Source organism: Streptomyces sp. NPDC058195, from assembly GCF_042883525.1.
Taxonomy (GTDB): domain Bacteria; phylum Actinomycetota; class Actinomycetes; order Streptomycetales; family Streptomycetaceae; genus Streptomyces.
This window is the reverse complement of the sequence record NZ_JBHVVM010000051.1, coordinates 1-23,358: the sequence shown is the minus strand read 5'-3', so window position 1 is coordinate 23,358 and position 23,358 is coordinate 1. Positions and strand designations below refer to the sequence as shown.

General features: G+C 67.2%; 21 protein-coding genes and 6 pseudogenes. 9 read left to right on the top strand and 18 right to left on the bottom strand.

What is annotated here, in order from left to right; translation table 11 throughout:
* Nucleotides 1–87 precede the first annotated feature (87 nt).
* A pseudogene (locus ACFVWY_RS34730) lies at nt 88–829 on the top strand (IS5 family transposase); the annotation flags it as partial.
* A 14-nt stretch (nt 830–843) separates the two neighbouring features.
* Here ACFVWY_RS34730 and ACFVWY_RS34725 read toward each other — a convergent pair.
* Genes ACFVWY_RS34725 through ACFVWY_RS34715 form a run of 3 tightly spaced genes read right to left on the bottom strand, consistent with a single transcriptional unit; the run spans nt 844 to nt 1,924 of the window.
* Nucleotides 844–1,107, bottom strand: coding sequence for a hypothetical protein (locus tag ACFVWY_RS34725; RefSeq protein ID WP_018550381.1), 264 nt, complete (start codon nt 1,105–1,107; stop codon nt 844–846).
* Between the two features lie 41 nt (nt 1,108–1,148).
* Nucleotides 1,149–1,373 carry a helix-turn-helix domain-containing protein gene (locus tag ACFVWY_RS34720; RefSeq protein ID WP_389878927.1) on the bottom strand — a complete coding sequence of 75 codons (225 nt, stop codon included), beginning with the start codon at nt 1,371–1,373 and terminating at the stop codon, nt 1,149–1,151.
* The gene (locus ACFVWY_RS34715) at nt 1,373–1,924 is read right to left on the bottom strand and encodes a DUF2975 domain-containing protein (RefSeq protein WP_389878926.1); all 552 of its coding nucleotides are present in this window, start codon (nt 1,922–1,924) and stop codon (nt 1,373–1,375) included. Before ACFVWY_RS34715 ends, ACFVWY_RS34720 begins: the two co-directional genes overlap by 1 nt.
* 154 nt (nt 1,925–2,078) lie before the next feature.
* On the opposite strand from ACFVWY_RS34715, the gene ACFVWY_RS34710 reads away from it, so the two are divergent.
* On the top strand, nt 2,079–3,467 hold the full coding sequence (locus tag ACFVWY_RS34710) for an integrase (RefSeq protein WP_389878925.1): 1,389 nt from the start codon (nt 2,079–2,081) through the stop codon (nt 3,465–3,467).
* Nucleotides 3,468–3,497: 30 nt separating this feature from the next.
* Nucleotides 3,498–4,010, top strand: coding sequence for a hypothetical protein (locus tag ACFVWY_RS34705; protein WP_389878924.1), 513 nt, complete (start codon nt 3,498–3,500; stop codon nt 4,008–4,010).
* A 43-nt stretch (nt 4,011–4,053) separates the two neighbouring features.
* On the opposite strand, the pseudogene istB reads toward ACFVWY_RS34705, so the two are convergent.
* Nucleotides 4,054–4,677 (bottom strand): annotated as a pseudogene (istB, locus tag ACFVWY_RS34700) (IS21-like element helper ATPase IstB); the annotation flags it as partial.
* Nucleotides 4,674–5,258: a hypothetical protein gene (locus tag ACFVWY_RS34695; RefSeq protein ID WP_389878923.1), complete on the bottom strand. Its 585-nt coding sequence runs from the start codon at nt 5,256–5,258 to the stop codon at nt 4,674–4,676. The gene ACFVWY_RS34695 and the pseudogene istB, both read right to left, overlap by 4 nt.
* Nucleotides 5,259–5,446: 188 nt before the next feature.
* On the opposite strand from ACFVWY_RS34695, the gene ACFVWY_RS34690 reads away from it, so the two are divergent.
* Nucleotides 5,447–5,803: a hypothetical protein gene (locus tag ACFVWY_RS34690; protein ID WP_389878922.1), complete on the top strand. Its 357-nt coding sequence runs from the start codon at nt 5,447–5,449 to the stop codon at nt 5,801–5,803.
* A 268-nt stretch (nt 5,804–6,071) separates the two neighbouring features.
* Here ACFVWY_RS34690 and ACFVWY_RS34685 read toward each other — a convergent pair whose 3' ends face one another.
* Nucleotides 6,072–6,245: a hypothetical protein gene (locus tag ACFVWY_RS34685; protein WP_389878921.1), complete on the bottom strand. Its 174-nt coding sequence runs from the start codon at nt 6,243–6,245 to the stop codon at nt 6,072–6,074.
* A gap of 581 nt (nt 6,246–6,826) precedes the next feature.
* Between ACFVWY_RS34685 and ACFVWY_RS34680 the strand changes: the two genes are divergently transcribed.
* Together ACFVWY_RS34680 and ACFVWY_RS34675 are read left to right on the top strand one after the other, a co-directional pair.
* On the top strand, nt 6,827–7,669 hold the full coding sequence (locus ACFVWY_RS34680; protein WP_389878929.1) for an IS5 family transposase: 843 nt from the start codon (nt 6,827–6,829) through the stop codon (nt 7,667–7,669).
* 180 nt (nt 7,670–7,849) lie between these two features.
* Nucleotides 7,850–8,674, top strand: a complete 825-nt coding sequence (locus ACFVWY_RS34675) for a glutamate racemase (RefSeq protein ID WP_389878920.1) — start codon at nt 7,850–7,852, stop codon at nt 8,672–8,674.
* A 168-nt stretch (nt 8,675–8,842) separates the two neighbouring features.
* On the opposite strand, the pseudogene ACFVWY_RS34670 reads toward ACFVWY_RS34675, so the two are convergent.
* Nucleotides 8,843–9,204: pseudogene (locus ACFVWY_RS34670) on the bottom strand (transposase); the annotation flags it as partial.
* Between the two features lie 413 nt (nt 9,205–9,617).
* Here ACFVWY_RS34670 and ACFVWY_RS34665 point away from each other — a divergent pair.
* A pseudogene (locus ACFVWY_RS34665) lies at nt 9,618–9,767 on the top strand (ATP-binding protein); the annotation flags it as partial.
* A 35-nt stretch (nt 9,768–9,802) separates the two neighbouring features.
* Here the strand turns inward: ACFVWY_RS34665 and ACFVWY_RS34660 are convergent.
* The 8 genes and pseudogenes from ACFVWY_RS34660 to ACFVWY_RS34625 all read right to left on the bottom strand — a co-directional run.
* On the bottom strand, nt 9,803–10,444 hold the full coding sequence (locus tag ACFVWY_RS34660) for a hypothetical protein (RefSeq protein ID WP_389878919.1): 642 nt from the start codon (nt 10,442–10,444) through the stop codon (nt 9,803–9,805).
* A 267-nt stretch (nt 10,445–10,711) separates the two neighbouring features.
* Complete coding sequence (locus ACFVWY_RS34655; RefSeq protein WP_389878918.1) at nt 10,712–11,287, bottom strand: hypothetical protein; 576 nt, start codon at nt 11,285–11,287, stop codon at nt 10,712–10,714.
* A gap of 44 nt (nt 11,288–11,331) precedes the next feature.
* The gene (locus tag ACFVWY_RS34650; RefSeq protein ID WP_389878917.1) at nt 11,332–12,306 is read right to left on the bottom strand and encodes a zinc-binding alcohol dehydrogenase family protein; all 975 of its coding nucleotides are present in this window, start codon (nt 12,304–12,306) and stop codon (nt 11,332–11,334) included.
* A 67-nt stretch (nt 12,307–12,373) separates the two neighbouring features.
* Nucleotides 12,374–13,108 (bottom strand): MIP/aquaporin family protein, encoded by a 735-nt coding sequence (locus tag ACFVWY_RS34645; RefSeq protein WP_389878928.1) that lies wholly within the window; start codon nt 13,106–13,108, stop codon nt 12,374–12,376.
* Between the two features lie 198 nt (nt 13,109–13,306).
* The gene (locus ACFVWY_RS34640; protein ID WP_389878916.1) at nt 13,307–14,953 is read right to left on the bottom strand and encodes an MFS transporter; all 1,647 of its coding nucleotides are present in this window, start codon (nt 14,951–14,953) and stop codon (nt 13,307–13,309) included.
* A gap of 103 nt (nt 14,954–15,056) precedes the next feature.
* On the bottom strand, nt 15,057–15,710 hold the full coding sequence (locus ACFVWY_RS34635) for a hydrolase (RefSeq protein WP_389878915.1): 654 nt from the start codon (nt 15,708–15,710) through the stop codon (nt 15,057–15,059).
* Nucleotides 15,711–15,802: 92 nt separating this feature from the next.
* Nucleotides 15,803–17,710, bottom strand: a complete 1,908-nt coding sequence (locus tag ACFVWY_RS34630) for an amidohydrolase (protein ID WP_389878914.1) — start codon at nt 17,708–17,710, stop codon at nt 15,803–15,805.
* A 407-nt stretch (nt 17,711–18,117) separates the two neighbouring features.
* Nucleotides 18,118–18,267, bottom strand: a pseudogene (locus tag ACFVWY_RS34625) (NAD(P)H dehydrogenase); the annotation flags it as partial.
* A gap of 169 nt (nt 18,268–18,436) precedes the next feature.
* Between ACFVWY_RS34625 and ACFVWY_RS34620 the strand changes: the two are divergent.
* Nucleotides 18,437–19,129: a YoaK family protein gene (locus ACFVWY_RS34620; RefSeq protein WP_389878913.1), complete on the top strand. Its 693-nt coding sequence runs from the start codon at nt 18,437–18,439 to the stop codon at nt 19,127–19,129.
* A gap of 42 nt (nt 19,130–19,171) precedes the next feature.
* Here the strand turns inward: ACFVWY_RS34620 and ACFVWY_RS34615 are convergent, their stop codons facing one another.
* Together ACFVWY_RS34615 and ACFVWY_RS34610 are read right to left on the bottom strand one after the other, a co-directional pair.
* Nucleotides 19,172–20,263: a hypothetical protein gene (locus ACFVWY_RS34615; protein ID WP_389878912.1), complete on the bottom strand. Its 1,092-nt coding sequence runs from the start codon at nt 20,261–20,263 to the stop codon at nt 19,172–19,174.
* A 91-nt stretch (nt 20,264–20,354) separates the two neighbouring features.
* Nucleotides 20,355–21,278: a glyoxalase gene (locus tag ACFVWY_RS34610; protein ID WP_389878911.1), complete on the bottom strand. Its 924-nt coding sequence runs from the start codon at nt 21,276–21,278 to the stop codon at nt 20,355–20,357.
* A 276-nt stretch (nt 21,279–21,554) separates the two neighbouring features.
* Here ACFVWY_RS34610 and ACFVWY_RS34605 point away from each other — a divergent pair.
* Nucleotides 21,555–21,958: pseudogene (locus ACFVWY_RS34605) on the top strand (transposase); the annotation flags it as partial.
* 24 nt (nt 21,959–21,982) lie between these two features.
* Here the strand turns inward: ACFVWY_RS34605 and ACFVWY_RS34600 are convergent.
* Nucleotides 21,983–22,156, bottom strand: coding sequence for a hypothetical protein (locus ACFVWY_RS34600; protein ID WP_389878910.1), 174 nt, complete (start codon nt 22,154–22,156; stop codon nt 21,983–21,985).
* Between the last annotated feature and the right edge of the window lie 1,202 nt (nt 22,157–23,358).

The following is a 23,358-nucleotide window of genomic DNA, read 5'->3' as shown; positions in this document are numbered from 1 at the left end:
TGTGCTGGGAAACTAGCCCGCACCGTTCGGGAAGGGGCCGTCGGAAAAGGGCTCTCACCACGAGCACCTCGCCGGCGGCCTACTTCACACCGGCTGTGGTCGGGCGACGGCACCTGGGAACATCTGCTGCAACAGGTCCAGGCCGCGGCCGACGCGGCGGGTGAAATCGACTGGGACATCTCGGTGGACTCCACCATCGCCCGCGCGCATCAGCACGCCGCCGGCGCCCGCACCGATCCACCGCCGACATCCGCCTCAAGGGGGGGGCAGACGAGGTGGAACACCAGGACGAGACGCCGTGGAAGAGCCTCGTCGTCCGCCTGGTGGAGGTGGTGCTGGAGGTGAGGGCCTGGGCCGCTCGCGGGGCGGGTTCACCAGCAAGTTCCACCTGAGCGCGGACGGGCTCTGCCGCCCGCTCTCCTTGGTCATCACCCCAGGTCAGCGGGCAGACTGCACCCAGTTCAAACTGGTCCTGGAGAAGATCCGCGTCCCGCGGATGGGGCTGGGCAGGCCACGCCAGAAGCCCGACGGCCTCGCCGCCGACAAGGCATACAGCAACGGCCCCGTCCGCGAGTACCTGCGGCGGCGAGGCATCCGGCACGCGATCCCGGAGAAAACCGACAGCCAGGCATCCCGTCTGCGCAAGGGTTCACGTGGCGGGCGGCCACCGGGCTTCGACGAGGAGCGGTACAGGAAACGCAACACGGTCGAACGTGCCATCAACCGCTTGAAGCAGTCCCGAGCTGTCGCTACTCGCTACGACAAGCGCGGCTACGTCTACCTCGGCACCGTGACGGCAGCAGCCGTGGTCATCTGGCTCCGGACCTGACGATCGGAGGCGCCTCAGCGCCCACCCTCGGCAGGCCTCTGATGCCCGCACTGCACCAGGCTGCCGCTCTTGTCGAAGACCTCGGCATCGTTCCCCGAGTTCACCCACACCGTGATGCCCTGATCGTGCACGACCACGTTGAACGGCGACTCCTCCGCCTCGGTCCCAGTCACCACCGTGAACTCCTCGCCAGGACGCATCCAGTGATCGGTTCCCCACGGCTCCACCCAAAGGCAGAGCATGTTGCTGGTCTCGTTGCTCACGCTCGTCTTCGACACGCTCGCACCTTAACCAGCAACATGATCGGCCGGACAAGTCCCTAGGCGGGGTCGTGGGTGATCAGGTCTCCGGGCTGGCACCGGAGAACTTCGCAGATCCTCGACAAGGTCGAGAAGCGGATGGCCTTGGCCCGCCCGTTCTTGAGCACGGACAAGTTGACGACGGTGATGCCCACCTGCGCGGCCAGCTCGGTGAGCGTCATACCACGCTCGGCGAGGAGCCGGTCGAGGTGGATCCGGAGCGCGTGGAGTTCCTCGTCGGGCATCAGATGGTCCCCTCGAGGTCCTCTCGCATGCGCACGCCCTCGCGCATGATCTTCCCCATGATCACTGCAGCGAGGCCGACGAGGACGAGGACCAGCGGCCCGGAGACCGCCGGTCCAGAACCCGCGATCGGCGCCATGCTCCCGACGAGCCAGGACTGCGACCAGCCGACGACGAGGCCGGCCAGCGGCGTGCCCACGGCAACGGACCATCCAAGAACAGAGAGACGTCGCGACACCTTGTCGGTGAACGGCCCCTGCTGCAGGACGGCCTTCAGCAGCCAGGAGAAGAGCAGCAGTGCGAGGTAGCCGAATAGCAGCCAGGGCAGTTCGCCCCCGAGGCCTGCGGCGCGCTGGCACACGGAGGGGCTGTCCTGGCAGAGGCGCGCGGCACTGCCGGACGCTTGCACGCCCTTGCCGATCGGCAAGCTGTCTGCCAGTGAGGCGTTGCGCCAGAAGTTCGTCTGCACGCAGACCGCCCCGTCGTCGAGCATGTGCGTGACCGCCGCGCCTATGAAGGCGAGACCGCAGAGCGCCGCCAGCGTAAAGGTCACCGAGGCCAGAGCCCTCGTCAGTCGCGTGTTCGGCGGCCCGCCGCTCGCCGAGCCCTCGGCCGGAGCTGCGGCACCCTCACCTGGGGCGGGAGAAGCGGCCGCGACCACGGCGGCTCCGGCGCTCTCGCCCTCCGGCAGGGGGACCGCAGCCGGTGTGTCGGCGCCCACGGCGGGGGCGGGCCCGACCCCGTCGGCAGACAGGCGCCCGGGCCGGCTGCGCCGCCTTCGGGATCGCGTCAACTCGGGCAGCAGGGCCGACAAGATCGCTTTTGCCGCTTTTGTCCTCGCTGTCCTCGTCGGGCTGCCGCCTGCCCTGACGTCGGGTTTCGAGAAGGTCGTCGATGTGGTTGCCCCGGATCAATCCCCGGTCAAGCTGGAGGCTGCTGCCTACAACGAACCCTGCCTCAGTTCGTGGATCGTCGCTCCGGGGCACCCCGAGTTCGATCAGGGAATCGCATCCTCCTTCGATGAGGGCCTCATCGACCGGCTCACCACCTGGGAGCGTGAGGGGAGCCTCACGCACTATTCGGAAGTCAAGGCCCTGGACCGCGCCCGCCGCCCCGGTCGCTCGATGGGCTCCCTCGCCCGCGCGCTCGAAGGCTTCTTCACTCTGCGTGGCCTTGCCCTTCCCACCGACCAGGCGCAACGGCTTGCCGCCGGACGGCGCCGACGCCGCATCGACGCCATCCCTCTCCCGTTTCGACCGCAGGTGCAGGCGTTCGCGGAGTCCATGCTGCGAGCACGCGAGCGGGCCCTGAAAGCTGGCACCCTGCCTCGCACCGACGGCACCATTGAGGCGGCCCTGGCCATCGTTTGCGACCTCGCCCACTTCCTGATCGCCACGCGCAACAAGCAGGACTGGGCCCTGACCGACGTCCACGACGTCGAGGCTTTCCTGGCGACCATGCCCAAAGCCCGGCAACGCCGACTGACCGTGCTGCGGCAGTACTTCCGTTTCGCCCGCTCCCACAAGGTCGTGCTCATCGACGCCACCCGGGGAGTGAAGGCCAACGGCCCATCGGGATTCAGCGGCACCACCGTCGCCGTCGACCAGCAGCGCCAGCTGTTCCGCCGCTGGACCACCGGCGCCGACGCGCACCCGCACGAGGCACTGCTCGGAATCCTGGCTCTCCTCCACGCGGCCTCCAGCAGCGAGGTCCGGCTCCTGCGCGTGGACGACCTCGACCCCGCTAACCGCACCATCCGCCTGGGCAAACGGCCGCATCCGGTGCCCATGGACCCGGCCAGCTGGTCGGCACTCCAGCGCTGCCTGGCCCACCGCGCGGACCAGCGCACCGACAACCCCCACGTGATCGTCACCCAGATCACCAAAACCGGCCGGGCACCGGCCTCAACCGCCTACGTCAGCCACCTCCTGGACCCATGCGGCGTCCCACCGCGGACCCTGCGGAGCACCCGGCTCGCCGACCTGGTGAACACCCTCGATCCCAAGCTCGTCGCCGCAGTGCTCGGTATGGAGCCCGAAGGCGTCATGATCTACCTCGCCGACCACGTTGACACCGGTCGGCTGCCCAATCCTTGAACAGCCCCTATTTCAAGCGCAGGAGCCTCGATGACCCGGACGTCATTCACTTGGACCCTCGGCTGGGCCGGTTCGGCCGATTGCACCATCAGCGATGGTCGGTCAGAAGGCAGGGCCCATGCCTCCTACATCAGCAACGTGCCCGAGGACCTTCTCAACGCGGTGACCAGAGTCGTTCTCGGTGCACGCATGGTCAAGGCACAATTCGAAGGCGAGCCGGGCGGTCACCGCTGGATCTTCCACCGCTACGGCGACTTCGTGGACATCGACCTGCTACTTCTGGAGGACTGGCAACGTCCCGACAATGAGGGACAGGTCATCTGGGAGTCACGCCGCCAGGGCGTGGACTCGCTGGCCAAGGCAGTGATCGACGGCTTCGACCTCGTCGCCCAGGACGTGGGTGAGGACACCTACCGCAAGAAATGGCTGTCACCTTTTCCGCGCACCGACTTGGAAGATCTGCGGACCGCATGGCGTGACACGTTCCCCCTCGCAGCCGCCCCGTCCGTCGGCGTCATTCTCGACGCACCGGCGAACCCGTGACGTTTCGGCGCTGCCTCGCACAGGTTCGCCGGAACATGTGCGCTTTGCTGAAGGTCTTGTTCAAGGTGAGGATGATCGAGCCCTTCTCGTAGCGTTTCGAGATCACCTGGAAGACCAGGTTGGCCTCATCCCGCTCCAGCGGCTGATACCCCACCTCGTCGACGACGAGGACGTCCGGACGCAGATAGGTGCCGAGTTTGCTGGTCAAACGCCCTGCCGTTTCGGCGGCTTTGAGGTTGCGGACCATGTCGTCGAGGCTGGTGAAGTAGATCGAGTAGCCGACCCGGCAGGCGGCGACCGCGAGCGCGACGGCGATATGAGTCTTGCCGACCCCGGGCGGTCCCAGCAGGGCTGCGTTCGATTTGTCCTCGATGAACGAGAGGGTCGCGAGGTTTTTGACCTTGCGGGGGTCGAGTTCGGGCTGGAAGGAGAAGTCGAAGTCGTCCAGGGTCTTGTGGTGCGGCAGTTTCGAGGTCCGCAGGCCCTGCCGGAAGCGGCGGTCCTCGCGCATGGCGAGCTCTTCGGAGAGGATCAGGTCGACGAAGTCGAGATAGCCCATCTTGGCCTCGTCGGCCCGGGCAACGTACTGCCCCAGGGCCTCGGCCAGGTGCGGCAGGCCGAGCCGTCCGGCCGTGGTGCGGATGCGCTTGCCGGTCAGCTCACTCAACTCAGGTCCTCCGGTGTCGACTTCGCGGTGAAGGGGTGGGTGCCGGTCAGCTCGTCATAGACCGACAGAGGCCGACGGCCGACCACGATGCGGGCGGCAGCCGCCCGGTTCAGCAGGGTCATCAGCGGCCGGGTCTCCTCGCCCGGACCCTCCCGGTGACGGGGTTGGGCGGGAACGCCGCCCGTGGTCACCCGCCGGTTGTCGCCCCTGGGCAGGCCGTCCCAGTGCCTCTCGTCCTTGACGACGGCGCCGCGGCCCACTGCCCGACTGTGGGTGGCGAGGAGTGTCTGCCCGTGCTGGTCGGGGGCGGTGGAATGCAGCATGACCTGGGACTTCGTGGACCGGATCTCCACCAGCTGGCGGGGGCGGACCTTGCGGGCGGGCACCGAGTAGAGGTTCGCGTCGAAGGCGACCAGGCAGTCCTTGCCGACGTGCCGCAGATACCGGTCGCAGACCACATACGGGCTTTGCGGAAGCGGCCGCAGAGCGCGGTGGAAGCGGCTGGGGCCGCCGAGGCGGTCCTCGTCGAGTCGGGCCCGGTTGCGCCGACCAGGATGGGCCCGGCTGGTCCTGCTGCGCAATGTCGGTCAAGCGCTGGAGGGTGCCTGCGGGCCGTTCCGGGAAGGCCTGCGGGACGCGCCTTCGCCGCCCCCCTCTTGCGGCGCGGCCATGGGGTGGGCCACCCCGGGAATGACACTCGACATGCAGGTCCCCCTCCGCCGCCTCCTTGTCCTTTACGATCCCCCTGTTACGCAGTGTGAGGAGATATGTGAAAAGTGTGATGGAAGCGGTGCGCAGTCCGCGACGCCCCCTCGTGCTCGGTTCGGTGCTGACCGTCGCGCTCGTCGGGCAGTCGGTTCTGCTCATCGCCCAGCAAATGCAGATCGACGACCTGCGGATGCAGCCCGTCAACGTCCAGGCGAGCATTGAGCCTGGCCCTGCCGGGCCGTCCGGCCCTCCTGGTCCCACCGGTCCCGTCGGCCCTATCGGCCCGCCGGGCAAGGACGGTGCGGACGGTACGGACGGTACGAACGGGAAGGACGGCACGAACGGCGTGAACGGGAAGGACGGGAAGGACGCTGTCGCGCCGCCGCCGGAGCCGGCACCGAAGTCATCGTCGAGCTAGACCCTCGGCCGCACTGGCCGGCTTTCCCGTCGTGCACTGGAGGATGTTCCACCCTGGCGGGGCGGCATCGGCCGGCTCGATCCCCGGGCGAGCCTGAAGTCGCGCCCGGAGCAGGTGAATACGGTTCCACCTGCCCGCCTGCGCTGCCCGGGTGACGCACCTCGGCGCCCTCGCGCCGTGATCGGCAGAAGCTGGATATCCGGTCGCCCCGGGAAGGAGGCTCGACATAGAGGCCCGCCTTTTCCGCGCCCCTGCCCTCTACTCTCTGTCACCACATAACGTGAGGAATGATGTGAAAAATGCGAAAGAGATGCTGCGTAGCCCGCGGCGCCGCCGCGTGTTCGGCGCAGCGCTGACCGTCACACTCGTCACGCAGACACTTGTGCTCGTCGACCACCAGCAGCAGATCGACGAACTGCAAGCGCGGCGCATCGCCCTCCATGGCAGCAGCACCCGGCAGGGCCCACCCGGTCCGCCTGGCCCTTCCGGCCCCCCCGGTCCGCCGGGCCCCACGGGCCCGACAGGCGAGCCGGGGTTGTACGGGCAGGACGGCTATCACGGCGAGAGGGGGCACAACGGAAGAAGAGGAAGGGACGGCAGGCGCGGGGTGGTCATCTACAGGTGACGTTTGATCAGGTGCGGCCACCGGTTCAAGATCGGGCGGCCCCGCGAAGACCTGCCCGACCGTCTCACGGGCAATCATGAGCCGCTCCCACGCAGCCTCGGCCTCCGAAGTTCAGCCCGCGGAACTTCCACCTGCTGTCGCGGCGCAGACTCCAGTAGCCCCATCACCGACGGCACCAGGTACCTCCACCGAGGAGACAACACGAACATGCCATCACTGCCGCGGGACTCGCTTGAGTTGCGTGAGCGTGCGGTGCGGATGTACCGCACCACGGACCCGAAGCCACAGATCAATTAAGAGTCCGCGCAGATAGGCACGGTGGTGGTAGCCCGGTAGCAAAGTAGGCACAGGTCTTGGTGATCATGGAGTTGCGACGCTCTGTGATCACCGGGGGACCTGTGCCTGTACTTCCATCATGGCTGACCGAACCACTCTGGGGCCAATTCGCCGCCCTGTTGCCTGAGCGATCGACCTACGCACCGACGCATCCGCTGGGCTGCCACCGCCCACGCATCAGCGACCGGATCGTCTTCGACAAGATGCTGCAGCTCCTGCGATTCGGCTGCTCCTACCAGGCGATCGCCGACACGACCTGCTCGGCCACCACGATCCGCAACCGTCGCGACGAGTGGATCCGGCTCGGCATCTTCGCCAAGCTCCAGCAAATCACCCTGGAGTCCTACGACCGGATCGTCGGCCTTGCCCTTGACCAGATCGCCGTCGACGGCTCCATCACCAAAGCCCCCGGCGGCGGAGAGGTCGCAGGGCGCTCACCGGTCGATCGCGGCAAACAGGGCCTGAAACGCTCGGGCATGACGGACGGCTACGGAATCCCGCTGGGGCGCGTACCGGCCGGAGCGAACCGCCACGATTCCCCGCTGCTCGCCCCGACCCTGGACCGCCTGGACGACCTCGGGCCGCTGCCCGACGACATCACCGTGCACCTGGACGCCGGCTACGACTCGGACAAGACCCGCGCCGAACTCGCCGCGCGCGGCCTGCACGGCCGCATCGCGCACAAGGGCGAGAAGGCGCCCATCCAGGCAAGCCGGAGGTGGCACGTCGAACGGACCCACGCCTGGCAGAACACCTTCCACCGACTCGCCCGCTGCTCCGAACGCCGAGCCACCGTCATCAATGCCTTCTTCGACCTCGCCGACACCATCATCACCGTGCGCAGCCTGATCCGCCGAGCGTGGACCACTCACCGCTGGCAGGACCGTCCCCGCCGCCGCCCGTGACGGACCATCATCCGCGCCGGCTCCAAGCCACGTGCGCGAGAAGCGCTCGGCGGGAGCGGGCTCAAAACGGAGCCTTCACCGGCCACCGTGCCCGCGCCTACTCATTCGGGGAACTTCACAGTGGTCCATCGGCCGCACCAGCCCAGCCAGGCGGCAAGACCTGGCTGGTAACTTGACCCCATGACGGTGGCATTGATCGACTCAGGACTTGGCCTCCTTTCCACCGCAGGCTGGCTTCGGCACCTCGCCCCGGAACTCGATCTGCTCCTGCTTCTGGACCCCGACGGTGCCCCCTGGGGATCGAGAACGGCCTCCTTCGTCACGGACCGTCTGTTCACCGCAGCTCAATTGGCCGTCCAGCGGGGCGCGGAGGCCATCGTGGTCCCCTGCAACACCGCCACCGTCACCGCGATCGACGCTCTGCGCGAGAGGTTCGAACCGCGCGTGCCCGTGATCGGAACCGTGCCCGCCGTGAAATCGGCCGCGGCAACCGGCCAAGGCATCGCCGTGTGGGCAACCGCCCGGACCACGTCGAGTGACTACCAGGATCGCCTGATCGCGGACTACGCGAACGGCATGCCTGTCGCGCGTGTCGCATGCCCCGGTCTGGCCGAGGCGATCGACCACGGCGACATGGCCGCAGCAGCGGAAGCGATCGCCGACGCAGCCGAGCGTACCCCCAAAAATTGCGACTCCGTGGTGCTGGGATGCACGCACTATCCCCTGGTGGCGCCAGAGATTCTACAGAGCCTGCCCGCCGGAACCACCCTGTACGACAGCGCGGAGGCGGTCGCTCGCCAAACACTGCGGCGAATGGACCGAACCAGGGAATCGCACAGCACCATGGGCTCCATCGACGTGGTACTCAGCGGTCGCCGCGGAAACCTCCCGGCAGGCGCCCACGCCCACCCAGTGGGCCGCGCCCTTGCCGCAGCAGGGCGGGTACCCCGCGAAATTCTCATCTCCGCCGCAACTCGCTCCCCGATGGCTGCACCGGCGATCTGAGCAAGCCCCAGATCCTCTGCACCTTCTCGGCCAGGCGTTCAGCCACTCTGCTCGAGGCAGACCCCGGGTGATCACAGAGCGTGGCAACTACGTGATCGCCCAGGGGCTGTGCCTATCTCGCGACAGGGCTCCCCACTGCACCTATCTGCGCGACCTCTAACTTGATCTTTAACCTGTGCGGCGTGGACGTGGGGTCGTTGGCTTCATCGTTCGTCGCTTTGTGGGGTCCGTTTTGCTGGCCGTGTGCACGTCGTGGCGTGGGGTTGACCGGGCGTTCTTACGGCCGGATGGTCGGCCTGGGCCGGGGTGGGAGAATTTCGGTGCTCCGGCGGGGCCGACTGCCTTGGGGCGGAGGTGCCGGAAATCGCGGCGGACTCGTGCGGGGTGAGTTTGTCGGGCGGGCTCGGTTTCTCCCACGGCCGCCGGAGGTCGGCGGCCAGCGGGCGGGCCAGACGTAGCTGGGTGAAGACGACGAGGATCAGCCAGGTCCAGCGGTCGGCTGCTTCGGGGGTGTGGATCCTGGGGCAGGTGGACGGCGCCCGCCCCTCCACCGCCAGGCCGCCGACGACGCGATCACTGTCCTGGGGCGTGACATCCCACGCGGGCCGCCCCAGGGCATTCAACGTCCGCTCCAGCAGGCCGATGTCGTTGTTGACCGTCACCGGACTGAATCCCCGGGCCCGCCAGGAGGCCACGAACGCCTCCACGCACAGCGCCTGGAACTCCCATGGATCCCAGGCAACGGGCATCTCGGGCACCGTCCGGCCCTCGATCACCCGCAGACGCGACTCCACCATCCGGCACACCTTCCTCGCACCTGACGAATGAAGGTGTCGCCTACAAAACCTCGCTGTCAGCAAGACAATCAAAGAGACACTCAGGCCCCTGAAACAGCCAGGTCGCAGGGCACTCTCGCCCCGAGGAACAAGTGCCAGCCCCAGTTGAATGGGGCCAGGTCTTCGGCGACGAGGTCCTCGCCACCGCGATCCTCGACCGCCTACTGCACTACTGCGAAGTCGTCCTGATCAACGGCCCCAGCTACCGGCTCAAGAACCGCCTCCAGGCCATCGAGCGCGAGACGGACGTGGCCTGACAACTGGGGACGAAGAAAGGTACGCGACTGGGGATCTAAGACCGTACGCCGACAGTGAGGTCGAGCATCCGGGTCTCATTGCGTCGCAGGCCGTAGGCGTACGCGACCTTGAACAAGGTAGCGCCCCGGAAGGCCGGCAGCCAGCCCTTGCGGCCCTTGTCGCGAACACGCAGCACTTCCTCGTCGGCGTGGTCGAAGAACGCTTCCAGCTCGGGCCGGGTAAAGGCCCGTCGTTCCGGCTCGCCCTCGGCTTCGTCGGCGTGCGTGGCGGCGTTCCAGTCGAAGACCACCTGGACCGGGTGGATACCGAAGTGCCGCAGGCACTCGTCACTCCAGCCGTAGGCTGGGTTGGTCAGGAAGTCGCAGAACTGGTGCACGGAGCCCTGGTAGTTACGCAGGGCGGAGCGGACACAGCCGTGCACAGCCCGCAGATCGGCCGACCACTCATCGACGTGCTGTGGCGTCCAATGCCACGGCATAGAGTCGGCGTGCCGAGTGAAGGCCCGGACCGTACGTTCCTGGTCATCGACGTATCCCGGCGAGAGGTTCCGGGCGAGCTGCTGGTTGCGCCAGCCTTTGATCATCTCCTCGAAGACCTGCTCGTCCGGCCGCAGCAACGGCAGACCGTCAATCAGGTGCAGCCGAGCAGAGCCTGGAACGAGACCGTCCCCACCCATCCGCCATCACTCTCCGTCTATCGCATCCGACGCGAGAATTTCGCATCAGATGCGACCTGTGGGCGTCTTCGCAGTTCAATCGCTCGATGGAGTGAGACGCGCAGATGTCCGCTGGCACGACCGCTGCTGTGACTCCGAGGCCAACTGCCCTGCTGGGACCGCATCTGCGCAATGTCCGGCCAGCATCCAGGGCGGGTGTCGCTTATTCGCATCCGATGCAATTGGCGTCGGTAGGTACATCCGTACAGTTGTTGGCACTGAGAACGATCACAGTCGGCGGGGTCGCGGCCGACTTTCCTCAAGTCCGTGATCCTCCACGACGGACCGGGAGACCCGGGCGAATACATCCCTGCCCGCGTCGAACGTGGCGCGGGCCCCATGGAAAGCCTGGTTACGGCGTTCCTCGTCCCGCGCGGCCCGACCGTGCCACGGAGCGCGACGGATGCGTTCGGCAAGCAGACGGAACTCGTCGTTCAAGATGCGGCCGCAGACGTAGACCTCCTGCGCCGCGGCCGCCGCAGTGGCCGGACCGTTGAGTTGGATCTCGATCAGCAACTTCCTCAGTTCCTGGACAGCACCGCTGATCTCCTGCTCAGAGAGTGGCAGGTTGCGGCTGGTGAGCAGGAGAGGGCTGGCGGGTCCGCCGACTGCTCCCAACCCGACCCGGTGCAGCGCGTCGTCGATTGGCTCGGCTGCCTGCTGAAACAGCCGGTAAGCCGCGCGCCGTTCCTCTCTGAGCTTCTGCGCGTATTCTATTCGCCCGCGGTCGCGAGCCTGCCGCCCGGCGGCAAGGTAGGCGAGCCCCGCTGTCCCCAAAGATCCGATGACACCGATTCGCGCCAAGCTAACAGGGAGCCCAGGGCTGCTCCCGTGCAGCCGGACAAGGCTCAGGGGAGGATCACGGCACGTCCTGGTACGCGGTCCGCGACCGCGAGATAGGCGTCTTTGCCTTTCTCCAAGCTGTAGCGATGAGCCACGGGCAGGGGCTGGAACTGCCCTGATTCGAAGTACGGTGCGAGTCGGTCGAGGTAGGCGTTGCTTTGAGTGACGTCCAACTGACGACTGTCACAGCCCAGAATCCGGGTCTCGTTGTGGTACAGGTCGACGAGGTCGATCTCCACTGTCCGGCTCCCCACGGCGCTGATCACCACAAGTCGTCCGCGGTGCGCGAGCGAGGCGAGGGCCGCCGGGGTCGTCACTCCGCCCACCGCGTCGTACACGACGTCCGCGCCCTTGCCTCCCGTAAGCTCCTCGACCTGCTCCTTGACGCGTTGCGCGTTGTCGTCGAGCGGAACGAAGGCATCCAGGACCCTTGCGGCGGGGGTGTTGTCGGCCGGTGGTGTCCGGGCGATCCCGATCACGCGGGCTCCCAGGGCGCGGGCGATCTGGGCCACCGCACCGCCCACGCCGCCCGTGACGCCGAACACCGCGATGCTCTCTCCCTCGGCCAGACGCGCCGTCTCGACTGTACCGAGCCATGCGGTGACGAAGTTGACCCCCGCGGTGGCAGCCTCTTCGAAGCTCAACCCGGCGGGTTTGCGGGCCAGCGCGGCTGCGGGGACGGCAAGCAGTTCGGCATGTGAGCCATCGCGGGTGAATCCGATGTCGCCTCCGGTTCCCCATACCTCGGCGCCGGTCCAGTCCCCGGGGCCGTCGACGACGACCCCGGAGTAGTCCCGCCCCGGGATTCGGGGAAGGACGGTTCCCTCCATGCGTCCCGCTACGTTCTTCACGTCCGAAGGGTTGACAGAGGCGGCTTTGATCGAGATGACCGCGTTGCCGTGCTGAGCTGTTGGATCCGGATATTCAGCAAGAGACAGGACATGTGGGTCACCGAAATGATCGAAACGCAAAGCACGCATGACGGTGCGGCCCTTCCGTGCGGTGCATGGTCATGGGGACGGTTCTCCGGATGAGGGGTCGGTCGGTTCAGGTCACCCTGTGCGCATCGGATGGTTCGTGCAGAGGGGCACCGCTCTCCTCGGTGCCGCACAGTCGATGCGTCAGGACGGCGCGGTGTTTGCCCACTCGGTCGAGGACGAATGCGGCGACGAGTGCTCCCACCATGGGCGCGAGCAGGTACACCCAAAGGAACGACCCGTTCCCGGAGACCACCGCCGGTCCGAACTGCCGTGCCGGGTTGACCGATCCTCCCGTGGAGGTACCCAGTACGGCGATGGCTCCCCCGATCAACACTCCGACCAGCCAGGGAACCAGGGGGGCTAGACGAGGAGTCTGCAGGAAGTACCCGACGAGGTAGACGATGAGGCCCATGCTGGCCGCCTCCGCGAAGAACAGCTCGGCCGCCGTCCAGCCCGGTGCGGGCTGCAGCAGGGCGTAGGCGGTGGGGGGTTCCTCGGCCACTGATCCCCAGGCAGCGACGGCCAGGAGTACGCCCAGTACGGATCCGATGAGCTGGGCCACGATGTAGGGCACGACGGACACTCCCGGGAAGACGCCAAAACGCCAGGTGGCGAAGGAGATCGCCGGGTTCATGTGTCCGCCGGTCATCCGGCCCGGTGGGCTGAGGATGAGCGCGGCGATGAGCAGCCCGACCGCCACGCCGACGATCAGCAACTGCAGGTGGATCTGAGGAATCCGGTCGGAGATGAAGGACGGTCCGATCACCCATCGCACGATCGTGGTGACGCCGAAGAGGAGCACCAGTGTCAAGAAGAGCTCCAGGGCGCTATGGCCTGCGATCACCGCCGGTGAGGGAGGAGGGTCGCCGCTTCCGTCGGCCGCCCTCGGTGCGCCGGCGGGCGTGGGGGTCTGTGGCATGGCAATCCTTCGGGTCGGGGAAGGTGGATCGGCGACACCGCTGGGCCGACAGCCGCGGGCAAGGCCCTGGCACTGCCGGTTTCAGCCGCTGTCCCGGTGGACCGGGAGGTAGTGGGAGACCATCAACGGGTGCTCGGGATCCACCAGCGACCTCGATTTCTCCTCGGCCGAGCGGTCGTACCCGGTGAGCCGCCCGCCGTGCTGCCGCTCGTGCTCTTCCCATGAGGCCACCGTGAAGAGTTCCAGGTATCTGTCAGGCTGTGAGCCGTCACGGAACAGGCCCCATCGCAGGGCACCGGTGCGCAGACGGGAGCGGCCCACGGCTGCCATCGCGTCGGTGAACGCGTCGGCGTGGTCGGCCGGTACGCGGTATTCGACCGTGACGAGGACCGGACCGGTGGATGCCGACGGGTCGAGGACCATGGCAGGAGTCGGCCAGTGCATCGAGGGCGACCGGTCCAGCTCGGTGTCCGGCACAGCGATGAAGAGTCCGATCAGGGAACCGATCACCATCACCGCCGCCGCCACCAGCAGAGCCCCTCGCACACCGATGGAGTCGGCGATCCCGCCCCACACCGCGGCGCCGATCGCCAGGCCGCCCTGAAAGATCGTCAAGTAGACGGCCAGTGCTCGGGCACGTACCCACTCGGGAGCCGTCACCTGCATCTGGGCATTGAGGATCGACAGCACACCGACCCAGGCGAGGCCGGAGAAGGCCAGAGCCACGCCGACAATCCAGGGGACGCGTACCACGGCGAGCACGAGCAGTGTCAGCGCGAGCAGTACGCCCCCGCCTGCCAGTGTCACGTTGCTGGACCACTTGCGGCGCACCCGCGGCAGCACCACGGCTCCCAGCACGGCTCCTGCTCCCACCGCACCGAGCAGCAGGCCGTACCCGCCCACTCCCATCCCGAGCCGTTGAGACGCGACAACGGGCAGGAGGGCCCACAGCGCGGCCGCGCAGGGGATGTACAGCAGCAGCCTGCCGAGAACCTTGCGGATCCTCGGCGCATGGCGCACGTATCGATAGCCCGCTCTGATCGCCGGCACCATGCGCTCGGCGGCCATGGTGCGGTCGGTCGCGGGCCGGCGCCAAGTGGCCAGTGCGGCCAGGGTAACGAGGAAGGACGCGGCGTTGAGGGCGAAGACGGCGGCCGTACCGGCCAGAGCCACGACCAGGCCGCCGAGGGCGGGGCCGATGGCACGGGCCATGTTCATGTTCACCCCGCCCAGGGCTGCGGCGGCCGGAATCAGGTCGCGTCTGCCTACGAGTTCGGGCTGGATGGCCTGCCACGCCGGGTTCATCAGTGCCGTGCCGCAGCCCAGGACGAAGGTAAGGATCAGGACTCCGTAGGAGTCCATCTGCCCGAGCGCGGTCAGAACGGCGAGCAGTGCGGCCGCCGTGAGCATGAGCAACTGAGCGGTGAACAGGAGTTTGCGGCGGTCGACGATGTCGGCCAGAGCCCCGGCGGGAATGCCGAGCAGCAGGACGGGCAGGCTGGCGGCCGTCTGCACCAGGGCAATCAGGCTTGCCGACCCTCCTTGCTCGGTGATCAGCCATTGGGCGCCGACCGTCTGCATCCAACTGCCGATATTGGAGGCGAACTGAGCCAGCCACAGCGTTCGGAACACCGGTACGCGCAGCGGCGCCCAGTACGAGGCAGTGCTGGATGGCGCGGCGGGCGGCTGGGCCGGGGCCGCCGTACCGCCGTTCCCGTGTGGAGTCATCGCGGTTGCCCTCGGGTGGGAGGAATGGTGCCGGCGGCCCCGGAGGCGGACGAGCAGTGGTGTGCACGCCGACGGGTACGCGGCCCGGCGTGCCGTGCCGTGCTCAGTGTCCGCTGATCATGGCGTGGGCGTAGGTGACGCCCAGCCCGTAGGCTCCGGCGTGCTGCGTGACGACGTCCATGACCGGCTCGTAGGTCTCGGTGCGGCCCCAGTCGCGCTGCCACTCGAGAAGCGTGGTGAGCCAGGTCGTGGGGACGACACCCTGCTCGGTCATGCGCAGGACGGCGTTGTCGTGGGCGGTCACCGACACGCCGCCGCAGGCGTCGGTGGGGACGTACACCTGGTAGCCCTGGTCGATCGCGGACAGCGCGGCCAGCGAGATGCAGACCTCGGTCCACAGGCCGGCCAGGACGATCTTGGGCCGCCCGGTGGCCTTGACCGCGTCGACGACGCGCTGGTCCTCCCAGCAGTTCATGGTGGTGCGGTCGATGGGCTGGTCGCCGGGGAACTGCTCGGCCAGGGGCGGCAGCAGGGGGCCGGAGAAGGTCGTGGCCGCCACGGTGGTCAGCACGACCGGCACGTCGAAGATCTTGGCGGACTTGGCCAGGGCGACTGTGGCGTTGATGATCTCGCCCCGGTCGACATTGGTGGCGCCGAAGAACATCTGCGGCTGGTGGTCCACCAGCACGACGACACTGTCGTGTGGGCTGAGAAGCTGAGCGGCCGGCTCTGCCTTGACGTTCTGGATGTTGACCATGTGGTCTCTTCCACCCTTTCAGATGGTGCACGGGGTACGAGTGCCGATCTGAGCTGTCGGCTGCTCGCTAATCGGTCTGATTCCGCGGTCGGTCACAGGATGAAGCAGGTGTCGAAGATCTCGGATGCGGCGGAGTCGCCCTCGGGGGCGAACCCGCGGACCACGCGCCATTGACGGTGTTCCTCGGACTCAGCCGCGGCGTCGATCAGGGACCGGGCCTGACGCAGTCCGGAAGGCGGGGTCGGGAACATCGTGCGGTGGTACCCGCCGTAGTAGGCGACGGGACTCCAGGACGGTTCCACGCCGGGCAGTGGCGGGGCGAGCCCTTCGAACTCCCCCGCTGCGTGGACGACACGCCCGCCGACGACGGTCAGCAGGGACTCGATGTGCGAGATGTCCTCTTCCGGGACGGTGAAGAAGTCCGCAGACAGAACCGCCAGGTCGGCGTAGCAGCCCTCCTTGAGAATGCCCTTCACATCGCTCTCACCCGTGAGTTGGGCCCCGGCGACGGTGTACATGCGCAGGGCTGTGTCCCGGTCGACGCGGTTTTCCGCGGAGGCCAGAATCTGTCCGCCGATGGAGCGGCCCCGTACCAGCCATTCCAGGGAAAGCCAGGGGTTGTAGCTGGAGACCCGGGTGGCGTCGCTGCCGGCGCCGACCGTCAGGCCCCGGTCGAGCATCTTGCGGATCGGTGGCGCGTCGGAGGCTCGCGCCGCCCCGTACCGCTCGACGAACGCGCTGCCCTGGAACATCATCCGGTTCTGGATGGACAGGGCACCGCCCATGGCGGCGATACGGTCCAGGCCTGATTCGGACACGGTCTCGGCGTGGTCGAAGAGCCAGGGGACGCCGCGTGGGAAGCCGCCGTCGGCCGCGATCTTGTCGAACACATCGAGGTTGGCATCGATGGTCTCCCCGTAGGTGGCGTGGAGGCGGAAACCCCAGCCGTTGTCGAGGAGCAGGCGCACCGCTGCCTCCAGCTCGCTGTCGGCGCGCTCGGGTCGCAGGGGACGCGGCTCGGTGAAGTTCTCGTAGTCGGCGGGCGACCAGGCCAGGTTTTCTCCGGCCCCATTGAGCCGCAGCCACTCGTCGCCGTCGCCGGGCCGCACCGAACCGATCCAGCGGCGCAGGTCGTCCAGTTCCTGTCCGGCGGTCTGCGGGAACAGGTGATAGGCGATACGCATGGTCAGCAGGCCCTGTTCGGCGAGTTTCATCACCGCCCCGTAGTTTTCGGGGAAGTTCTGGAATCCGCCGCCGGCGTCGATCGCGCTGGTCAGACCGAATCGGTTCAACTCGTGCAGGAAGTGCCTGGTGGAGCCGATCTGTTCGTTCTCCGGGAGGGTGGGGCCCTTACCCAGGGTGGAGTAGAGCAGGCCGGCCGCGGGCGCCGCGAGCAGCATGCCGGTGGGCTCGCCGGAGTGGTCCCGGACGATTTGGCCACCGGGGGGCGCGACGGAGCCCTTGGTGTATCCGACCGCCTTGAGGGCCGCGCGGTTGAGAATCGCGGACTGATACAGGTGCAGTACAAAGACGGGGGTGTCAGGTGCCGCAGCGTTCAGTTCCGAGACCGTGGGAAGGCGGCGTTCGGTGAACTGTTCGCCGGTCCACCCGCCCACTACGCGTACCCACTGGCCCTTGGGCGTGCGCGCGACCTGCTCCCGCAACATCCACAGGGCGGTACGCAGCGAGGGGACGCCGTCCCAGCGCATTTCCAGGAGGTAGTTCAGCCCTCCGCGGATCACATGCAGGTGGGAGTCGTTGAGTCCGGGGATGACTCGCCGGTTGAGTGCGTCGATGACGCGGGTGTCCGGCCCGACGAAGGGCGCGATCCGGGCGTCGTCGCCGATGGCGACGATCCGACCGCCACGTACGGCCAGGGAGGCGGCGGCGGGCCTGGCGGTGTCTCCGGTATGGATGCGTCCATTGCGGATGACCAGTTCGGCCGGCTCTTGTGCGTTCGGGTCGACGGCGATGCCGTCGACGGACATGGTGTTGATCATCTGGACGCTCCCTACGCATGGGGCTGCGGGCCCGGTTCGTGCTGGCTGCCGGGCGCGGTCAGACGGCGAATGTGCGGAAACCGGCGTCGAACGGCGTCGGGCAACGCGCGGGGATCTTGTACCTGCGGGTCCGGCGAGCCGGAGAGAAAGCTGCCGCTCCGGCCCGCAGGGAGGCAACTTCGCGCCGTGAGCCCGCCGTTCAGCGTGCAGCACCGACCTTGTGGAGCAGAGGATCGGCTACATAAAGGCGAAAAGTACTTCCATGTCGCTGCCCACGACCTTAGTAGCAGTCCTTGTACGGAGGCATGCCGAGCGCCCTGCGCAATCGGGTGGTTTCCATGAAAACGGCCAGGCTGCGAGAACATCCGTTCTCGCAGCCCGGCCGATGGATGGCGCGGGAGACCGGGTCAGGCGGCGAGCCCGGCCTTGAGGGCCGCGGCGAGCTGGACGACGCGCTCGGCCTGGTGGCGGGCCGCGTTGCGGGTCTCCTTACCGACGGGGTTGTTGCCCTGGGCGTCGACGTGGGAGGTGCCGTAGGGGTTGCCGTCGACGAACTTGACCATTTCGGCGGCATCATCGTCTCCCCGGGCTACACCGACCCGGGCCAACGAGCAAGGTGCGATGAAGGCCTCTACCGCCACTCCGGCCGGCTTTCGTGCGCACGACCGGGCCAACCACCGCGGACCACTACCGCGAAAAGAGCACCGGGAGCGGTATGAAATTGGTATGAAATCAGACAGCCCCGACATCGGGCACCGTTCCGCACGCCCCACCCGGTTGCTCACCGTGTTCGCCATCCTCACGATGGTGACCGGGCTCATCGACGCGATCAGCTACCTCGGGCTCGGTCGCGTCTTCACCGCCAACATGACCGGCAATGTGCTGATCATGGCGTTCGCTCTGGTGGGAGCCACGGGCTTCTCCGTGTCCGCGTCCATGCTCTCGCTGGTGGCGTTCGCCGCCGGGGCCGTGGCGGCAGGCCGCCTGGAGCTGGTGCTGCGCCGGCGTCCGCGCCATCAGTGGCTGCGCACCTGCCTCGTGGTGGAGGCACTACTGCTCGGGGCCGCTGCGGTGGTCGCCTTCACCGCCTCGTCCGGGATCAGGTACCCCCTGATCGCACTCACGGCCGTGGCCATGGGGATGCGCAACGGTACGGTACGCAAATTGGCCGTGGCGGACATGACCACGACGGTCCTGACCCTGACGGTCACCGGGCTCGCTTTCGACTCCACCCTGGCTGGCGGCACCAATACGCGCGCCCCACGACGGATCATCGCCATCGTCGCCATGCTTCTCGGGGCCACGCTGGGGGGCTGGCTCGTCCTGCAGCACGACCTGGGCTGGCCGCTGTTGATCAGCGCGTTGAGTGTCGCCGCCACCGCTGCCGCGGTGCGGCCAGGCATGGGAGACGAGAAGTAGAACAGGCGGACGCGGCCCAGGGACCACCGGTATCGGCCGACATCACTGGGGTGCGTCCGGTGTGCGGTCCACGGGAGTGACAGGAGCGATCCGCTTGGTGTGCGTGCGCCGTGGCCCGGACCAGGGGGCGGGTACGGCGTCCAGGAGGCGCGCGAAACTGTAGGCGAGGTCTTCGTAATTGACCCGCCAGCCACAGAAGTGCGGCCAGGCCTGCTCGGCTGTGCGCTCGACGGGGTAACCGTGCGCGGTGATGTGGGCGACCGCCCCGGCGAACTCCTCGTAGGTGAGCTGGATGGGCGTGTCGGGGGACGGATCCGGGTCGAACGGAAGGCGCCAGACGCCGGCGATGTTGCGCAGGCAGACGAATCCGGCCCGCAGCGCGAGGCGGGCATCGCCCTGCGGCATGCTGGGATTGAGGGCGAGTTGCATGGCCGCGGCGTCCATGACGGCCAGCAGCGAGATCAGCCAGTTGTCGGTGGAGCGTGGCGAACGGAAGCGGCTGAGCACCACATAGCTGGTGTGACTCTCGCCGACCTGGGCCGACCATCGCTCCCAGGACCGGAACAGGTCACCCGCACTGCCGGTCAGGCCGATCTGTGCGCAGCGGGCCAGGATCTCCGGCCCCCAGGGCGGGCTGCCGGCCCGTGCCTGCAGCATCGTCACCTCCTCCTCGCGGCGGGAGTAGGCGCTGTACAGCGCGGGCAGATAGCCGATCTGCAGCCCGATGACGATGGGGCCGGTCGCGGCCGCCAGCACGTCGAGCACCGTGAGCTCCACGTACCGGCTGCTGGCGAAGCCCAGGGTGAAGAGCGCCACGGCCGTTTCCCGAAACGCGTCCGCCACGCCGAAGCCGCTGACGGCGATCTGGAGCATCGAGTAACCCAGCCAGGCGGCGGCCAGCCAGCCGACCAGATGAAACAGGATGGACAAGGCCGCCATGGGGGCCAGTACCCGCTCCCTGGCCTCGATACTGCCGCAGCGGTCCGCCAGGAACTGGAGCGGTATCTGCACCATCTTGTGCAGCATCCGCGTGAGGACGGATCGGGAGGCGCGTGGGACCAGCAGGGTGCGCAGCACCGAGGAGAACGTCCCAAGGACGATCAACGCACCGATGACACCGACCAGGGCACTCATGAGGCCTCCTGCGGTGACGTGGGTCATGGCGACTCACCAACCTACTTGCGGTGGCCCTCCGCGCACCTCGGCGGGGACGTTGAGAACAAAGTCAGCCGGGGATGGCGTCGTGAAGCTCGGCGACGTAGCCGCCGGGAAACTTCACGACTGCGCTGTGGCGGCCACCTGAGAGATGGGGGCCGGACAGCACCGTGACACCGGCGGCCTTGGCCTTGCCGAGTGTCGTTGCGAGGTTCGCCACCCTGTAGCCGGTGACCTCGTGCCCGTACGGGAAGGGTAGGTGGCCGTTGGTCACCGAGATGACGGTCCGGCCGAAGGGGGAGGTGATGCGGATTCTGCGGAACGTCTGTCCGGGCAGCCCGATCTCGCTCGCGTTTGCCCTGAGGACGTCGGACTCGACCGACCCGCTGGTGAACTTCAAGTAGGAGCTCAGGAACGCGCTTACCGCGTCCGCGGACAGGTACACCCGGTTCTCCGGAATGGTCCGCAGCGGCTTGTACGCCGGTGCCGTGGTGTGCCAGTACAGCTGGGTGTTGATCCCGCCGGGGAACTGGATGACCGCGTCTTTGCCCACCGGGTCGGAGAAGGGGGACACGACGACCTTGGCCCCGCTGCCCTGGGCCTGCTGGATCCCTGCGGGGATGCTCGTCACCAGCCATCCGGTGCGCTCCGTCCCGAACGGGAACGGAATGGGCGTCTGGAAGTCGAAGACCGAGAGGGTGCCGACGGGCGAGAAGATGAGTTGCGACTTGGTCCGGCTCGGCGTGGGGGTGACGTCGGCGACCACCACTGAGTTGCTGGTGCCGCCGAAGGTGGCCTTCCAGGCAGCGGCGAAGGCAGGCATCGTGCCGGGCTCGATGTACACGTGGGTCGTGTTGTACTGCGTGCCGACCGCTACTCGGGAGCCGGCCCGGGCGGTCGTCGACGGGGGATCCGCCACCGTTGACGCCGTGTGCCCGGCTACCAGGCCGACGGCGGCGATGGGCAGCAAGCAGGCGAGGACGCGCTTTCTCATGGGCTTCTCCGATTCGAGGCTGCTGCCAGGAATTTGTTCGGTCCGTGCCAATTCCTACCGGGCCGGTGCAGCGAACCCGGCGGCTACGCAGCGGAATTAAGCACAAACAAAGAGTAATCAAGACAATGCGACGGCGCATGCCGAGCAAGCAGCGCCACCACGACCCCAGCCGCGCGCCCGCACCGACCTGCGCGCCCTCGCGGCAACAGGAAGGCAAAGCCCGACCGATCGGCGAGAAGCCCTTGACGTCCTGGAGGCAGCTGCCGGGACGGCAGGGGCCGGGTCCTGGCCGGAGCGAATCGCCACGACTCCTGACTGCTCGCCCCTCCTCTGGACCGCCTGGAGGACCTGGGTACACTGCCCGACGGCATCACCGCGCACCTGGACGCCGGCTACGACTCGGACAAGACCCGCACCGAACTCGCCGCACGCAGTCTGCACGGCCGCATCGCGCACAAGAGCGAGAAGGCCCCGATCCAGGCCGGCCAGCAGTGGCACGTCGAGCGAACCCAACCGCCTGGCAGAATGCCTTCTACCGGCTCGCCCGCTGCTACGAACGCCGCGCAACGGTCATCGACGCCTTCTTCGACCTCGCGGACACGATCATCACCGTCCGTAGCCTGATCCGCCAGGCATGGACGACACAGCGCTGGGCCGACCGCCCGAACCGCCCCCCATGAGCACACGCCTATCCGCGCGAGCTCTTAGGGCCGGTAGATGAGGTCGATCAGTATGGCGATGATCAACGCCCATACGCCGATGCCGAGGAGCCATTGGGTTTCGAGAAGTGCGCCGACGGCGATGACGGTCAGACCGGCCGCACCGAGTGCGCGTACGTTCCGGCGCATCCCGCGGTCAGGGAACCAATCGGTGGTCACAGTGCAACAATCCTGCGGGTTGCCCGCCGTTGCGAGCGGCTCACAGGTTTTCTGTTGGCTTCTTAACGTCCGATGGCACGCGTGGGCGCGTTTGGGTTCCGTATTTGCTACCGCCTTCAGTCTTATCGGTATTTGGGCCCCGTCGGCTAATGCTGGATCAGATTCAGAGTTCAGTGTTAGCTCGTACCTGACGAATGACCCTCCCAAGCAATCCCCAGAAGTAACCTTTCAGCTACTCAAGAAGGGGAAATCGGCGGCGTCGCTTGGATTGACTAGACAACCCGGATTGGCTTCGAGTAGAAATGTGCGCCGCACTGGCCCCGCAGGACTCGGTGACGAGTTCGTTCGCGCGACGGTCGAAGACCAATCAAATCCGCCCGGGAATTTTCCCCGGGTGACCGACCCGGTGAAACGAGCTCTTACTCTCGCTGAGTGTAAGGCTAAAACTGCATCCGACGCCAGCATGTGGATTCCTTCACGATCCGCAATGTGTGAATCACAGTGGTTCAGCCCACTTCAACCCGGGCGCCCCAAAGAGTGGGCCAACTAGTACTGCCACTCGACTGTGCCAGCTGACGTAAACACCGCAGCACAGCCATTCTGCGTCGGTCGAGAATCTCCTTCTTCTCCCTCCCTGGCGCCTGTCTCCAGTGAATCCGCAACATCGGACCACATTTCCTCGATGCTATTCCACATCGGGGCGCCGAAATGTCCGTCCACTTTGCTCCATGCCAAAATGCAGCCACACAGATCTCCAGGTCTCAGGTCTAGAACAAGGAGATCCCCTGTTGTGTCATCCGGGAATAAAGGAATCAATAAACCCTTTCATGGTCGAACCGGCCTCGGAGACGTCATCGCCGCCGACTGGTGAGCTACTCAGACTAACCTTCATCCGCCACAGATCGACCAGGCGTGACAAGCTAGTTGGAAGGTACATCGGAGGCAGAAGGAAGCCAGACTGCGGATCAGGGTCCACTCCGTCCGAAAGGAGTAAGAAGTCTACGAGTCCCTGAGGGAACGGTAGGCCAATTTCCCGTTGAGCCACATCGATTTGGGTGCGATTGGCGGGCCCCCGAAGACTGCGAGCAGTTGCTGGCGCTCGGTCCTCTAAGGGCTGTCCCGTAACTGCTGGTCAGGGGTGAGATGATCTTGCGATGGCTGGTGTGATCACGGCGTCGGAGTCGTCCTGGATAGCCCCGTTC